This is a genomic window from Pseudoalteromonas sp. Bsw20308, from assembly GCF_000310105.2.
Classification (GTDB): Bacteria; Pseudomonadota; Gammaproteobacteria; order Enterobacterales; family Alteromonadaceae; genus Pseudoalteromonas; species Pseudoalteromonas fuliginea.
The window spans coordinates 150,775-166,867 of the sequence record NZ_CP013139.1 but is presented as its reverse complement, the minus strand read 5'-3'; the positions used below and the strand labels follow the sequence as shown (position 1 = coordinate 166,867).

General features: G+C 40.5%; 13 protein-coding genes. 7 read left to right on the top strand and 6 right to left on the bottom strand.

Features of this window, described 5'->3' with window-relative positions; translation table 11 throughout:
- Nucleotides 1–19: 19 nt before the first annotated feature.
- The 5 genes from D172_RS18010 to D172_RS17985 form a co-directional block, all read right to left on the bottom strand.
- Nucleotides 20–1,489, bottom strand: coding sequence for a carbon starvation protein A (locus D172_RS18010; protein ID WP_007378533.1), 1,470 nt, complete (start codon nucleotides 1,487–1,489; stop codon nucleotides 20–22).
- 269 nt (nucleotides 1,490–1,758) lie between these two features.
- The gene (locus D172_RS18005; protein ID WP_007378534.1) at nucleotides 1,759–2,676 is read right to left on the bottom strand and encodes a carbohydrate kinase family protein; all 918 of its coding nucleotides are present in this window, start codon (nucleotides 2,674–2,676) and stop codon (nucleotides 1,759–1,761) included.
- Nucleotides 2,677–2,678: 2 nt separating this feature from the next.
- Entirely contained in the window at nucleotides 2,679–4,202 is a 1,524-nt protein-coding gene (locus D172_RS18000; protein WP_007378535.1) for a mannitol dehydrogenase family protein, read from the bottom strand.
- 34 nt (nucleotides 4,203–4,236) lie between these two features.
- Nucleotides 4,237–5,958, bottom strand: a complete 1,722-nt coding sequence (locus D172_RS17995) for a purine-cytosine permease family protein (RefSeq protein ID WP_007378536.1) — start codon at nucleotides 5,956–5,958, stop codon at nucleotides 4,237–4,239.
- 372 nt (nucleotides 5,959–6,330) lie between these two features.
- Complete coding sequence (locus D172_RS17985) at nucleotides 6,331–7,005, bottom strand: HAD family hydrolase (protein ID WP_007378538.1); 675 nt, start codon at nucleotides 7,003–7,005, stop codon at nucleotides 6,331–6,333.
- A 427-nt stretch (nucleotides 7,006–7,432) separates the two neighbouring features.
- Here D172_RS17985 and D172_RS17980 point away from each other — a divergent pair, with 427 nt between their 5' ends.
- The gene (locus D172_RS17980) at nucleotides 7,433–8,959 is read left to right on the top strand and encodes a catalase (protein WP_007378539.1); all 1,527 of its coding nucleotides are present in this window, start codon (nucleotides 7,433–7,435) and stop codon (nucleotides 8,957–8,959) included.
- Between the two features lie 99 nt (nucleotides 8,960–9,058).
- Entirely contained in the window at nucleotides 9,059–9,574 is a 516-nt protein-coding gene (locus tag D172_RS17975; protein WP_007378540.1) for an ankyrin repeat domain-containing protein, read from the top strand.
- Nucleotides 9,575–9,630: 56 nt separating this feature from the next.
- Here the strand turns inward: D172_RS17975 and yddG are convergent, their stop codons facing one another.
- Complete coding sequence (yddG, locus tag D172_RS17970; protein WP_007378541.1) at nucleotides 9,631–10,551, bottom strand: aromatic amino acid DMT transporter YddG; 921 nt, start codon at nucleotides 10,549–10,551, stop codon at nucleotides 9,631–9,633.
- Nucleotides 10,552–10,998: 447 nt separating this feature from the next.
- Here yddG and D172_RS17965 point away from each other — a divergent pair, with 447 nt between their 5' ends.
- From D172_RS17965 to D172_RS17945, 5 genes are all read left to right on the top strand, one after another.
- On the top strand, nucleotides 10,999–11,652 hold the full coding sequence (locus tag D172_RS17965; protein WP_004334664.1) for a TetR/AcrR family transcriptional regulator: 654 nt from the start codon (nucleotides 10,999–11,001) through the stop codon (nucleotides 11,650–11,652).
- A gap of 3 nt (nucleotides 11,653–11,655) precedes the next feature.
- Nucleotides 11,656–12,138 carry a putative 4-hydroxy-4-methyl-2-oxoglutarate aldolase gene (locus tag D172_RS17960; protein ID WP_007378542.1) on the top strand — a complete coding sequence of 161 codons (483 nt, stop codon included), beginning with the start codon at nucleotides 11,656–11,658 and terminating at the stop codon, nucleotides 12,136–12,138.
- A gap of 337 nt (nucleotides 12,139–12,475) precedes the next feature.
- A complete protein-coding gene (locus D172_RS17955; RefSeq protein ID WP_007378543.1) occupies nucleotides 12,476–13,681 on the top strand; it encodes an amidase family protein in 1,206 nt (401 codons plus the stop codon).
- A complete protein-coding gene (locus D172_RS17950; RefSeq protein ID WP_007378544.1) occupies nucleotides 13,678–15,279 on the top strand; it encodes a gamma-glutamyltransferase family protein in 1,602 nt (533 codons plus the stop codon). Before D172_RS17955 ends, D172_RS17950 begins: the two co-directional genes overlap by 4 nt.
- A complete protein-coding gene (locus D172_RS17945; protein ID WP_007378545.1) occupies nucleotides 15,267–16,091 on the top strand; it encodes a sulfite exporter TauE/SafE family protein in 825 nt (274 codons plus the stop codon). Before D172_RS17950 ends, D172_RS17945 begins: the two co-directional genes overlap by 13 nt.
- The last annotated feature ends 2 nt before the right edge of the window (nucleotides 16,092–16,093 follow it).

The window sequence follows — 16,093 nt, the reverse complement described above, 5'->3', positions numbered from 1 at the left end:
TAAATAACTTATGTGATTATTAAACCGCTGTTGGTTTAACTTTATGCTTAGAGTGCACAATTGCTAAAACAATTAAACCTATCACAGCGACTGCTGCGCCAATAGGTTTACCTAAATCACTTGATAAGTTAAGACCAATTGCGGCAGTACCAATATAAGAAACAGTTACCGCTGTTGCTATAACAGCAGGAACACTGGCAATCCAATGGAATGTGCCACGATCAAACAAGTACTTAGTGGCAAGCCATAATACGCTTGTAGAAAGCAGCATGTTTGAAAATGCAAAGTAGCGCCAAATTAATGAGAAATCGAGCTTCGTCATAAAGTACGCAATTGTCAGTATAGGAACGGCCACTAGTAATCTGTTACGTATGCTTTGCGGAATATTAAACGCATCAACAACAGTTAAACGTAATGAGCGGAACGCTGTATCACCAGAAGTAATTGGGAATACGGCTACTGCAATAATTGCCATTATACCGCCAAATACACCTAAGTAACTGTTAGCTACATGGTTTACTACTAAGCCTGGACCACCTTGATCAAGCAATGCTTTTAAGCCTGCGTAACCCTCTGGGAACGCTGCAATACCAGCAAGTGCCCATACACAACCTACAATACCTTCACACATCATAGCGCCATAATAAACTGGACGTACGTATTTTTCGTTAGTTAAACAGCGCGCAATAATAGGCGCTTGAGTAGAGTGAAAACCACTAATAGCACCACAAGTAATTGTTATAAATAACAATGGCCATGTTGGTAATCCATCTGGGTTTGGCTCTAAAAAGTCATGTGCGTGATCAGCTTCAAAGTAAGCTAAAAAGTCACTTGGTACAGGTAAGTGCGGCGCATTAATAAGTAATGAAATAGCAATTGCCACTGTCATTACAATCATTAGCGCACCAAAAATTGGGTAAAACTTAGTAATGATTTTATCAATTGGTAGCAAGGTAGCTAAAAAGTAATACGCTAAAATAGCGAGTACCCAAAAGGTATTATTTGCCAGTATTGTACCTTCAAAAAAATCAAGGTTACTTAGCAAACCTGCAGGGCTCATAATAAATACTACACCTACAAAAAACAGTAGCATGGCAGTAAATACAAGCATAAAGCCTTTAAATACGACGTTGTAATAATGGCCTGCGATTTCTGGTAGGCTTTTACCGTCTTCTTTTATACTCATTACACCTGAGAAGAAGTCGTGTACAGCGCCACCTAAAACATTACCAAGTACAATCCATACTAGTGCAACTGGTCCGTATAAAGCACCTAAAATTGGGCCAAATATTGGACCTACGCCAGCAATGTTTAAAAACTGAATTAAAAATGCTCTTACAGGGTGAATAGCGACGTAATCAACACCTTCGCTAAAGCGTTTTTGTGGTGTGTCAGCAGTTGAATCCAAACCGGCTTGTTTTTCAACAAATGGGCTGTAAAACTTATAGCCCAGTATTAAAATAGTGAGGCAGATAAAAAAGATGATCATAAAGCACGTTTCTCTTTTTGTATTTGTATTATAGAGCGCATTGTGTGTCGCCCCGCCTTTTCAATCCGTGAATAATCGACGAACAATAACAAAGCTTCAACCCTCAAACAATAAGACGTTTAGCTAATACAATAATCGATATAAGCCACTATTTACGCAACCTGCACACTTAACGTTCCACATTGAATATTTATTACACGCGTCTTATTTTGGGCACAAAAAAAGCGGTTAAACTTTTACGTTATAACCGCTTTCACACACAATGTTTTTTAAAGTGGGTTCATAAACTCACTAATTTGTTGATGCGTTAAAGTAGGTGTTGCGCCAGAACTTTCGGCGACCATTGCTCCAACGGCACATGCAAAGTCAACGGCATATTGCGCGTCGTCGTTGCTACAAAGCTGATAAATTAACGAACCTAAAAACGAATCCCCTGCGCCAACAGTGTCAATTACGCTAATTAAATAACCTGAATTATAAAAATTATCGCCTTTGATTGTTAATAAAGCACCGTGGCTACCTTTGGTTACACATAAGTAATCGGTATTTGTTTGCTGTGCTATAAACGCTAAATTTTGTTCAAGCGAATGAAACTTACAACCCATCGCTTTTGCTATTTCGTATAGCTCTTCATCGTTTAACTTAATAAAGTCTGCTTTATTCATTAAATCTACAAGTGTTTCTAACTTGTAATGCGGCGCACGTAGATTTACGTCAAATACTTTAAAATTTGCTACATCAACGAGTTGATTTAACGTTGCTAAAGACGCTTCGCTTCGCCCAATTAGGCTGCCAAATACAAATACATCGCTACTTTTAACTTTACTAAGTAACTCATCGGTAAGCGCTATATTATCCCACGCAGTATCTGCCACTATTTCATAACTTGCAGAGCCACCACTGTCGAGTGTTACCTCAACCGTGCTAGTTTTTTTATCACTGTTAATAGCAATGTACTCGCAGCTTACGCCCTTGCTAGTAATTTCGCCTAGTAACTCAGCGCCTAACTCGTCGTTACCAACAGCGCTGATCATGTCGGCTTTAATGCCAAGTGAGTTAATACGCACACACATATTAAGTGGCGCGCCACCTAAGCGTTTACCTGAATCAAAACAATCCCACAGCACTTCGCCAAAACAGCTAACACTTACGTTTTCGCTTGATTTATGATTAATTAAAATGCTCATAATTAGTTACTCTTTTGCTCAAGTACGTTTTTCATAATGGCTTTAACTTTACTATTAGGTGCATACAGCGCAGCAATCGACTTTTTATATTCAGCAGTAAACGTTTCGTTATGCTCAAGCTTACCAAACAAGCTCGTTAACTTTAAAAATGCAATCGGGCTAGTTTGAGTCTCTTGCGCGTAAGAATTAAGCTCTTTGTGCATCGCATCTTGAATTTCAAGCTGCTCGCCGTTTTCACTTAAACCTTTATCGCTGTATAAACACCAAGTAGCAATAACAAGCGTTGCCAGTGATACATCTCGACCTTGTACTAGGTTTTCGTTAATTGTGGCAATTAAAAACTTAGGCAATTTAGCTGAGCTTTCACTACAGATACGCGCTAGGCTGTCTTTAATATTAGGATTAGCAAAGCGCTCTATTAACGTATCTTTGTAGCTTTCAAGGTCAATGCCTTCAAGTGGTTCAAGATTTGGGGTTACTTCTTTATCCATAAAAGCACGCAGGTATGTGGCAAATAATTCATCAGATACCGTTTCGTCAATAGTGCTATAGCCATGGATTGAACCTAATAAACCAAGTACAGAATGCCCTGCATTAAGTAAACGTATTTTCATAGTTTCATAAGGCGTTACATCAGTAACAAACTGAGCACCAACAACATCCCAATTTGGACGAGAGTCACTAAATGTGTCCTCTATTACCCATTGTGTAAAGGACTCACAGGTAATTGGCCACTCGTCGCTAACACCATATGCATCAACCACGTAATCAATATCACTCTTTTTAGATACCGGAGTAATACGGTCAACCATCGCATTTGGAAACGATACGTTTTGCTCAATCCACTCACTTAGGTCTTTGTCTTGTTCTGTAGCAAAGGCTAAAAGCATTTTGCGTGTTACGTTACCGTTGTGCTGAATGTTATCGCACGACTGCACTGTAAACGCGCCTAGACCTTGCTCTTTACGCAATTTTAACGCAGCAGTAATGTAGCCAAACGCTGTAATTGGGTCGTTTGGGTTATTAATGTCGTTAATAATATCTGGATTACTGGTGTCAAACTCGCCCGTTGCAGGGTTAAAGTTGTAACCGCCTTCGGTAATAGTAAGCGACACAATTTTAGTATCGCTGTGCGCTAGCTTATTAATTACCGCTTGTTTGTCCTCTGGAGCAAACAAAAAGTCGATCATTGAGCCAATTACTTTGTTATCTATTGTACCGTCTGGGTGTCTAACCGTAAGCGTGTAAAGGTAATCTTGCTGCTTTAAAATATCACGCAGACCACGGTTACCCTCTAAAAGGCCAACACCACATATACCCCATTGCTCAGAGCCCGGAGTTTTTAAAAGCTCGTTAACATACACTGCTTGGTGAGCACGATGAAAACCGCCCACACCAATATGTACAATACCGGCTTTAACTGCGCTACGGTCGTAGGTTGGTGTATCAACATGGCTTGGTAATTGAGCCAAGCTTTGTTGGTTTAGCCCTGTAACTAGAGCGTCAGTGTGTTGATGTTGCGTCATGGTGCGACCTTACTAAACAAAGATAAAATATAAATTACGATACTGTATTGAGTACTTTATGGCGTTTTAACGACCAGTACGCAGTAACAAAATAAATAACAGTACAAATAAAACAGGCTATTTCGAATTGCGATTTATTAGCGCTGTACATATTCATAGTTTCACTGAAAAACATCACTTGGCTGGCAAATATAAAAATAATAACCAATGAAACCGTAGAAACCGCGTTAAGTACTTTTGTAAATACAGAGCTGTCAATGATTGGCTTTGGAATGTCTTTAGCCTCAGCAGCTTGATATTCTTTAATATCACATTGCTCTTGCTCTTCTGCTTCAATCTCTTGTGTGTAATCGTCACCAGCGCCGTATTTTTTAGCTAAAAGCGTATAAATAACAATGGTGAAAATCCATGTAGGAATAAACAAGTAGTAAAACGACATTACATCAATTGCGTTTAAGCCAAAGCCGAACACAAGCGCTAACGCCCAAGATGCTATAGCCGGTACGCTGCGGGTAATATTTTTATATTTAGCCCAGTAACGTGTTAGGCCAATTTTAGGAAATAATACATGCTCAGCAAACACAATGCCGCCTACTGGTACAACTAATAAGCCTGCGTAGGTAAGTAGCGGAAGCATTTGAGAAAATACAAATGGGAAACACGCAATAATTACGGTTACAACACCTACAATAGCGGTGGTGCGTTCACGTGATTGATTAACAAATATAGATTGTGCTGCAAGGCCTGCACGGTAAAGGTTTGCGTTAGCTGTAGTCCAACCGGCAATAATTACAATAACAAAACCAGTCCAACCTAATGCATGGTATGCAACATCGCCCGGATCAAGTGATGAAATAGTTGTTTTAAGTAATACCGCAACACCTGCGCCCATAATACCGGCAGAGATCCACGCTAAGTAATGACCAAAAAACATGCCCACACCAGAAAACAAGCCATAGCTTTTGCGTTTAGCAAATCTAAAAATAGCCATGTCGATTAAACCAAAGTGAGTAATTGAGTTAGCAGCCCATGCAAAGCCAATCACTTCTAATAGGCCAATGCCTTTTTCACCATCGGCATTGGTGCCCGTCCATATGGAGGAGTCGCCTATGGTCATAAAGTCGCTAAAGCTAGTTAAAGAGGTAGAACCTAATACGTGATTTGAAAGCTCAGGGAATAACGCGAACGAACCTGCAATAAATATAACAAATAGCCACGGCGCGCACAGCTTTGAAAAGTCAGCAACCGTAGAAAAGCCATACATCGCAACAAACACAACAATAGAGCCAACAGCTAAAACAATGGCTACAAACCAAAAGCTATTTGGATACCAATCAAGTTGTGCAGGTATATCAAACAAAAACCGCACGGCGGTGGAGGATACCGTGATCATCGCGGCCGATATAACACTAAAAATAACCACGTTAGCCCAGTTATAGAGCTTGGTCATTGAGTTACCAGCAATTTTGTTTAAGTAGTTATATAAACTTAAGCGGGTTTCTACTGCAATGGGTGCAGTAATCAGCCACCAAGAACACATTGCTAACAGGTTACCTATTAATAAACCCAGTAGAATGTCGATGGTTGAAGCGCCTAATGCAACAAACGTTGCACCAATAACAAATTCAGTAGCCGCAACATGTTCGCCAGCATATAGCCCTGCAAAATGTTTCCAGCCGTGAAGCTTATTATTAGCAACAGGAAGTTGCTCTTCGTTTACATCTTTAAATGTTTGTGTGTGTGGACTCGTTGCCATGGTATTTCCTATTGTTAACAGCAAAATATTTGATACCAATCTGCATAACTATTTGAATAATTTAACGAGTTAAATTACCCCATAACGTCGTTAAAAATTTTATATTTAGAACAACTAGATATAAAAATTTTTGCCTAGTTACAGTGCAATTTTCTTATCGTTAAATAAACCCCATATTCAAGCAGATTGGTATAGTACCTAAATACTTTGCCTTTTATAATTTGGCTTATAAACACATGATGTTTTGCCATGTTTTGTTTTATTTTTAGTAAAGCAAAACCATCTACATTTATATTTTGCGTTTGCTTGCCTGTCAGTGTGTAAGGCGAGCAAATCACGTTTAAAACTTTGTTTATTTAAAAAGCCGCGTGTTTACTGCTTTTTAAGTGCAGGGTATGCACTAAAAAAATCTTGCCAATGCGTTAAATGATCAACATTTGGGTAAGCACTGTGCACATGATTAACAGAGCCTTGCATATGTTGCCCACCGCTGTAATGCAGTACTTGCATGTTAGCGTCAATTCCTGCATTTACACCTGCTTTACTGTCTTCAATTACTAAGCAATGCTCTGGCTTTACACCCATTTTTTTAGCTGCATGTAAAAATAAATCAGGTGCTGGTTTACCACGCTTAACTTCGCTGCTGGTAAAAACCGTATCGCTAAAGTACTTGCTTAAGCTCACTACGCTCAACGCTTTTGCGGTGCGTGCTGGGCTGCTGCTAGTAGCTATACAAATAGGCACAGCTAAATTGTTAAGTACGTCTTTTATACCGTCAGTCGTGGTTAGTCCGGTTTCAAATTCGTTTAACAGTGCCTCGCGGTAGTCACCTTCAAAGCTTTCAGGAAGAGTGACATTAAATTCATCCGCTATTTTTTGGCTTACTGTTTTAAAGTTGCAGCCTAAAAAGTGTTGCTGTACATAAGCGCGGTCAATCTCAACGCCTTTTTCAACAAGCATATTAATGAGTACGTGTGCGCTTAAAATTTCGCTATCAATAACAACGCCATCACAATCAAATATCACTAGCTCAATATTAGTATTCATCTTGTCACCTTATTAACACTGTTTGGTTTAGCTAATTTAAGTATAACGAGTTAAGCGCGATTAATATTGTGCAACTTTTTAGTGCAACTCAGCAATGAGCATAAGCCCACTGGTTGAGCATATTCCCTTTATTGCGCGAGTATGTCAACACACTGTAAGTATAAAACGCACCAACGTGGTGAAAATACCGCCAGATAAAACTAAACACCTTTGTATTTAATAAATTTTATAAAAGCATATTGCGACTAAGGTCGTAGTAAAAAAATTACATTAATGTAAAAAGTGTATCTGCAAATTCATTTCATCTATTTTACAAATCACATCAATCTAATTAATCAGTTTTACCGAAGTTAATAAAATTAATACTATCGTTAACAGATTAACAGCCTGCACCACTGCCGGCACTTTTAAATAGATGAGGTCGACAATGAATACTCAAATAAACAAAACAAAATTAACACTCACTGCACTGGCACTTGCAATAGCATTACCGGCAAGCGCAGCAACAACTCTTACTAAGGATAACGGCGCAGCTGTTGGCGACAACCAAAATTCAATTACTGCTGGCGAACGTGGCAGTGTATTACTAGAAGACGTGCAACTAATTCAAAAACTGCAACGCTTTGCACGTGAGCGTATTCCAGAGCGTGTTGTGCATGCTCGTGGTACTGGCGCACACGGTGTGTTTGTAGCATCAAAAGAGCTAGATGATTTAACAATTGCAGCACCGTTTGCACAAGCAGGTAAAGAAACAGACGTATTTGTTCGCTTTTCCTCAGTAATTCACTCAAAAGGCAGCCCAGAAACACTGCGCGATCCACGTGGCTTTGCAACTAAGTTTTACACAGACCAAGGTAACTGGGATTTAGTAGGTAATAATTTACCTGTGTTCTTTATTCGCGATGCAATCAAATTTCCAGACATGGTTCACTCTTTAAAACCATCTCCGGTTGATAACATTCAAGATCCTAATCGTTTTTTTGATTTTTTCTCGCATGAACCAGGTTCTACACAAATGCTAACGTGGGTTTACAGCGACTACGGTACACCAGCAAGTCTTCGTAAAATGGACGGTTGGGGTGTACATGCATACAAAATGATTAATAAATCGGGTGATGTTAAATACGTTAAGTTTCATTGGGTAAGCCAACAAGGTATTGATAACCTTGACTCAAAAGAAGTAGCTAAAGTGCAAAGCCAAGACTTCCAACACTTAACACGCGACCTATACAGCGAAATTGGTAAAGGTAACTTCCCTAAATGGGATCTATACATTAAAACGCTTGATCCGTCGCAGCTTGATGACTTTGATTACAACCCATTAGATGCAACAAAAATGTGGTTAGACATTAAAGAAACTAAAGTAGGAACAATGACCTTAAACCGCATGCCAACTAACTTCTTCCAATCTACGGAACAAGTAGCAATGGCACCGGCAAACATTATTCCAGGTATTGAGCCATCAGAAGACCGTTTATTACAAGGTCGTATGTTTTCTTACGCTGATACACAAATGTACCGCCTAGGTGCTAACCACCAGCAATTGCCAATTAACCGTGCAAAAGTTGAAGTGGTTAACTACAACCAAGACGGCGCAATGAATATTGGTAACACTACAAGCAATGTAAACTACCAGCCAAGCCAAGAAAACGTAGCTGAAAACCCAATTGCACGTAGAAGTAACACAGAGCTAAAAGGCTTTGTACAACAAGCCGCGATTAAAAAGCAGCAAAACTTCGCGCAAGCAGGTGTTATATACCGTGGTTTTAGCAAGCAAGAACGTACAAACCTAATTAATAACCTAGCAGGCGATTTAGGCAAAGTGCAAAACAGCAGTGTTAAGCACAAAATGCTTAGCCACTTTTACAAAGCTGATAGCGAGTACGGTACACGCTTAACTAAAGCTGTAAACGGCGATATTAAAATGGTTAAACAACTAGCCGCTAACTTGTAAGTAGCTAGTTAAAAGCAATTAGTCCCAACTAAATAGCTATTTAAACCACAACCATGAGGAAGGAATAAACCCCTTCCTCTTTTATAAGAGACAATTGTTATGCGTAATTTATTAATTATAGTCGCTCTACTACTGAGCTTTACCAGTAGCGTTTACGCTCAAAATACATCAGATACACAAACACCCAGTACGCAAGTTGAAAACCAACATTCTGCAAAAACTCAATACCAAAGCTTATTTGCTTATTACTTTGCCGCAGCACGCACAAACGACACAGCTGTAATAGAGCAATTTGTAGATGCCGGTATTCCTATCGACAGCTACAACAACAAAGGCTACACCGCGTTAATGATTGCCACTTATCACGGTAATAAAAACACGGTTAACACGCTTTTACACTTAGGCGCTAATGCCTGTTTAGAAGATAACCGTGGCAACACAGCGCTAATGGCCGCTATTTTTAGAGGTGAATTTAGTATCGCTAAAACGCTCGTATCACTTGATTGCGATAACGCGCATCAAAACAAAGCCGGTCAAACAGCCGAGCAGTTTGCACAAACATTTGGTCAACAAAAAGTTATAGAGTTACTAGCGCAGGTAAATAATGCAAAATAATCTGCACGCAACAAAAAGCCCTAAAATAATAGGGCTTATTTTTAATAAAATTAGTCTTATGTTGCAGACGCTATTTGAGGTTGTTTAGGCTTTTCTCGCGTTACAAAGTAGCAAATTAGCGAGCCCACTGTTACCAGTACAACCCCCTGCCAAAACGAAGCACTCAGCGTAATAGATAAATACAACGCCGAAATAATAGTAGAAAACACCGGTGTAAAGTACGAAAGCGTTCCCAAAAGCATTAAGTTACCGCCAATAATAGCTTGATTCCACAGTGCATAACCGCTCCCCACGACTACACCGGCTAATAGCAATGTTATGCTTGATCTGAGTGAAAACGTTAATGGCGCTTCATTACTAAAACCATATTGCGCCCACAAACTCATTGCCGTAACCGCAAAAAATAACGTAATGGCATTTTTACCATTACTCAGCTTTTGCGTTACTACGCAATAAATAGCCCATATAAACGCTGCAGCTAATGCCATTAAGTAAGTAGCAGGATTATCAGCAAAGTTAGTAACAAGCGTATCGAGTGACATTTTTTGATCGCCTGTAATACACCAGGCAACGCCTAAAAAAGCAATGATCATGCTTGGGTAAACCCAGAAACTTACTTTTTTACGACCAATAATAATAGAGAGCAGTATAGTCAGCGTGGGCCATAAATAATTAATAACCGCCATTTCCATTGCCTGATGACGGCTGTTTGCCATACCAATAGAAAGCGCCAAGCAAATTTCGTACGCTACAAATAATAAAGTACCTATTACCAAGTAACGTTTTGAAAACCCACTAAACTTGGGCACTCCCATAACCAAAATTAAAAATATCGCACTGACAGAATACATAGCCGCCGCACCACCAATTGGACTAAACAACTCAGAAATATCCCGTAGTAATGCAACTAAGCAACTCCACAGTAATATTGCAGCAACTCCATATAGTGTATATTTATTTTTGCTTATAAAGTCCATTTACCAACCTAAAAGTACTACTCGTAAATTTGAAACTAAACTAACAGTAATTATTTAATTAAACAATTAGGGTCTGTTGATCTTTCAAGGTTAAATTTGCAGCAGTCTGTTTGGTATTTAGGCAAGGCAGAGCCTATATAGTGTGGTTATTCCCCATAAATGGGCGATAACGTAGCATTAATGCCAAACAGGCGCTGCCCAAAGGGTTCTTCCTAGGGGCTACTTACTCTTTGTTGCTCGGTTTTTACTTAGCCCACTAGGTTACAAATCTCGCGCCGCGATTAAATAGCCCCTAGTTTGAACAAATTTTAATCCGCAAAGATCAACAGACCCTAAAGTTTATAGCTTAAACCTCTCGCCTGTTTTTAACATTTACCCTTTTTAGTAATTGACCTTTTGGTCAGTAAAGCTACAATCAATCAATACGTTAAACACGCAAACTTTATAATGACCACACAAATAAAGCCAAATAAAAAAGAAGTCACACGCGAGAAAAACCAAAAACTAATTTTAGATGCCGCCGAGCAATTGTTTTCGCAATTAGGTTACGACGGAGCAAGTATGAGCATGGTTGCTAAAGAAGCGCAGGTGCCAAAAGCTAATATTTTGTATTACTTTAAAAGTAAGGATGGTCTGTACGAGTCTGTGATTGACCGCATAATAGCTAATTGGAACTTAGGGCTTGATAACGTCACAATTAACGACGATCCAGCTACCGTGCTTTATAACTATATTAAAAGCAAAGTAATACTGGCCGTAAATCAGCCAATGCAATCTCGCTTATTTGCCAGTGAAATACTGCGCGGTGCACCCTATTTACAAAACTACTTTAGAACCAATACCCGCCCTTGGGTTAAACAAAAGGTTGATGTACTTCAAGCATGGATGGACGCAGATAAAATGGATAAGGTTGATCCCTACCATTTGCTCTTTACTATTTGGTCTACCACGCAATATTACGCCGACTTTCAGGCTGAGGTTTTACTCGTAATGAACAAATTAGAGTACGACGAAACCGATGTGGCACAAATTACGCAATCAATTGCCCACATAATTTTAAAAGGTATTGGTCTTAAAATACCTGAGCAAAGTGAGACTTAACCCATGACATCCTTTACTACACCCGATTTATTTGACGATCATCGCGATAACGTGCAAGTAGCAGACAGCGGCCTTTATCACTTTGGTAAAAAAACCACGTTTTATGGCAAAGTAGTTACCGTTACCTGCCCAGAAGACAACTCTTTTGCCGCCGATATATTGCATGAAAATGGTAAAGGTAAAGTGTTAGTTATAAACGGGTTTGCGAGCAAACGCTTTGCGTTTATAGGCGATATTATGGCTGAGCGTGCCCTAAATAATGGCTGGGAAGGCGTAATAATAAATGGCTGTTGCCGAGATATTGAGATACTTGCCACGATGAACTTACCTGTAATGGCGCTAGGCTCTACACCGCGTAGTACCTTAAAGCGCGGCTTTGGTGATAAAAACCAAGCTGTTACCATGCTTAGCACCACTATTGAACCTAACGATTGGGTTTACGCCGATATTAACGGTTTAATCATCAGTAAAACGCCCCTTATTTAGCACTCAAAACCATATAAATAGAGACCAACTTGGTGCACCTACGCACCAAGTTGGTTTGTTTTAGCTCATTTTAATCTCACTATTTCTACAGCCCACATTTACAAACCTCATACAACCCAATAAAACCTGACCAGTTGGACAGGATTTTAATTTATGGCATTCCTCTTGCTTAGGTTTTAAACAATATAATAAGCTAAACGATTAAAAAGCGGATCAGGCTCTGTAAAATAAAAACAAGATGTTACGCAGTGAGCTGAAAAATAATAAAAATTAATCCGTCTTTTTAATCACTCTAAATCTGAACTGCTTGGTCAGATTTTTTATAACGAGTGGTGATATGAGTACCAAAAATAATAATACGACCGGTATTTTTTGTGACCATGGTCCTACCCTGTGGCAAACAAACCACTCTGGAGTGCTTGCAAACAATCGCTTAGCTGTAAAAGATGTATTTGCAGTAAAGGGCGAGCGTAACAGCGCAGGCAACCCACACTGGTTTAAAACAGCTAAACCGGCTCAAAATACGGCAAGCTCGGTTAATAAGCTCATGACCGCTGGTTGTAACTTTATAGGCTTTACCCATACTGACGAGCTAGCTTATAGCTTAGAGGGTAATAATATACATTACGGCGCTGCGCAAAATCCTAAATTAAAAGGGCATGCTTGCGGTGGTTCGAGTATGGGGTCTGCTGCTGCAGTTGCTGCAAACTTAGCTGATATTGGCTTAGGCACCGACACCGGCGGCTCAATTAGAATACCCGCCAGCTATTGTGGTTTATATGGCATAAGGCCAAGCCATAACGTGATTGAAAAAGACGGCCTAATACCGTTGGCTCCGCCTTTTGATACCATAGGTTGGCTTACCCAAAGCGCCGAGCTATTAAGCGATGTAGGTAGTGTACTGCTACCAAATCAAGCTATTAATAACGTTGATACCTTAGTTATTTGTGAGCCGTTATTTGAACTCGTTGACCCTGCTTTACAAGCCCCACTTAAACAATTGCTTGAAAAAACCAAGCCTAATTTTAAGCACCATAAAGAATTTGAACTACCTAACAGCAACTTATTAAATGAACTTGCTGATAGTTTTAGAGTACTGCAAGGGCGAGCAATCGCAAAAACGCATAAAGATTGGCTTCAATTGCCGGGGCAACTTCCCCAGTTTGCTCCAGCAATTGCGGCACGTTTTAATATGGCGCTTGCCCTAACTGATCAAGAAGAACAAGAAGCACTAAAAGTACAAACCCAATGGCAAACACTAATAGCTAAAAACCTAAATACAAACAGCTGTTTATTTTTGCCAACCACCCCCACAACCGCACCTAAATTAGGCGCCGACACAAGCGCCTTACGCATGCAAATTATTACGCTTTCGGCAATTGCAGGGCTTAGTGGCTCAGCGCAAGTGCATTTACCGCTGGCTGATTTAGCAAATGATCATCCGTATGGTTTTTCATTAATGATGAGCCACGGTAACGATAAAAGCCTACTTGCTTGCGTTAAGCACCTAGCTGCACACTTTAAACAAGGCACAACGGCATGACCACACACAACATTGCATTTACCGCGTCTCATTTTTCGGCCACTGAGGCGGGTATAAATATACTAAAACAAGGCGGTACAGCTACCGAGGCTATGGTCGCGGCTGCCGCTGCTATTAGCGTTGTATATCCACATATGAACTCAATTGGTGGCGACAGCTTTTGGCTTATCGATAACCCAAATCAAAAAACGCCCACAGCTATTGACGCCTGCGGCCGCGCTGCAACTAATACAACGGCGTATAACCCGCTCACGCAAATACCAGAGCGCGGCGGATTAAGCGCACTAACTCAAGCGGGCACAATACGCGGCTGGCAAAAAGCGCTTGAACTAGATGAGCATGCGGCACTACCACTGTCAAAAATTTTAGTACCCGCTATTGAGCTTGCGCGCGAGGGCTTTACCGTTACAAAAAGCTTGCAAGCAGGCTGCGAAAAACTAGCCGCTGCTAACAATACCAATGACGCATTTAAAAACCTCTACATACCAAATGGCAAGCCCTTACAAGCAGGCCAGCATTTTAAAAACCCTAAACTTGCAGCAACGTTTGAATACCTAGCAAAGCATGGTTTAAACGCATTTTATGAAGGCGCACTTGCCAACTCATTTGCCGCCGACTTAGCAAAAGCAGGCAGCTCAATTACCGCAGGTGACATTGCAAATACTAAAGCCGAGGTAGTTACTGCGCTAAATGCAAACCTCAGTGGTATTGATTGCTACAACTTACCCGCGCCAACACAGGGCGTGCATTCACTACAAATAATTGGTGCCGTAAATAAGTTAAAGCATTTAGCTAAAACCGATGCCGACTGGACACATTTAATTGTTGAGGCAACTAAACAAAGCTTTACCCATCGCCCTACCCTTTGGGCTGACCCTGATGTGTTAGGGGATGATTATAAAAACGCACTTACCGATGATCGCTTAAGCGAACTTGCTAACAATATTGATATGGCCAAAGCCAAAAAATGGCCATTTAACGCAGAGCCTGGCGATACTGTGTGGATGGCTGCAAGAGATAAAAACGGGCAATTAGTCAGTTTTATTCAAAGTATTTACTGGGAATTTGGCAGCGGAATACTAATGAGTGAAGGCGGCTTTGTGTGGAATAACCGTGGCTTAAGCTTTAGTTTAAACAATGAAGATATTGCTGCGAGTAACAATAATAATGCCCTTGCGCCAAATAAAAAGCCGGCTCATACACTTAACCCAGCAATGGCAAAGTTTAGCGATGGTCGTCGACTTGCTTACGGAACAATGGGCGGTGAAGGGCAGCCACAAACTCAAGCCGCTGTTTTTGCAGGCTACGCGTGGCGAAATAAATCAATAAAACAAGCAATTAGCGACCCTCGTTGGTTACTTGGACGCACATGGGGCGATACAAGTACAAATTTAAAAATTGAAAAAGGGTTAGTTTTTCATATAGAACATGAATTAAATCAACGTGACCACGATTGGGTAAGCGTTGATAATAATAACGAAATGATGGGGCACGCTGGGGCGATTTTAGATACACCTACAAGCCTTGAAGCTGCAACAGATCCTCGTTCAGATGGACGTGCAACAGTAACTACAGCAGGAACACAATGTCAGAAATAATAAATCAATGGCCAATTATAGTAGCCTTAATAGCAACCGGTATTTTTGCCGGTATTTTAGCAGGACTTTTTGGTGTAGGCGGCGGTATTGTTATCGTCCCCGTGCTGTATTTTTTACTGCAAGGTTTTGGCGTAAGCCCAGAGTCGGCAATGATGATAGCCACCGCTACATCACTTGCAACCATAGTACCTACTTCGCTTTCATCTATTCGCTCGCATCATAGCAAAGGGAATATTGACCTTGCGCTAATAAAATACTGGGCACCATTTATTTTAGTTATGGCCGTTGTAGGCAGCTACTTAGCGCACTCAATACGCGGTAATGCACTGGTACTTATGTTTGCCTGTATTGCTATTTTAGTCAGTTTAAACATGCTATTTAGAGCCGGCGCACCCGCGCTTGTAAAACAACTACCAGGTAAATTTGGTCAAGGCGTTATGGCAAGTATTGTCGGTGGTTTGTCGGTAATGATTGGCATAGGTGGCGGTACTATTGGCGTACCGATGCTAAACGCATTTAATGTACGCGCCCATGTTGCAGTAGGTACTGCGGCCGTTTTTGGTTTATTGATTGCACTACCTGGCGTTATTACCTTATTAAGTATTGGCACAACGCCAACCGATGCTCCCCTAGGAACGTGGGGGTTGGTTAACCTCCCTGCCTTTTTTCTTATTATTCCGTTGACTATTTTATTTGCGCCTATTGGCGTAAAAATCGGTAGCAAGCTGGATCAAAAACAACTAAAACGCGCCTTTGCCGTTGTCTTAATGATAACCGGCATACGCATGCTCATTCAGACTCTGGGAGCCTAAAA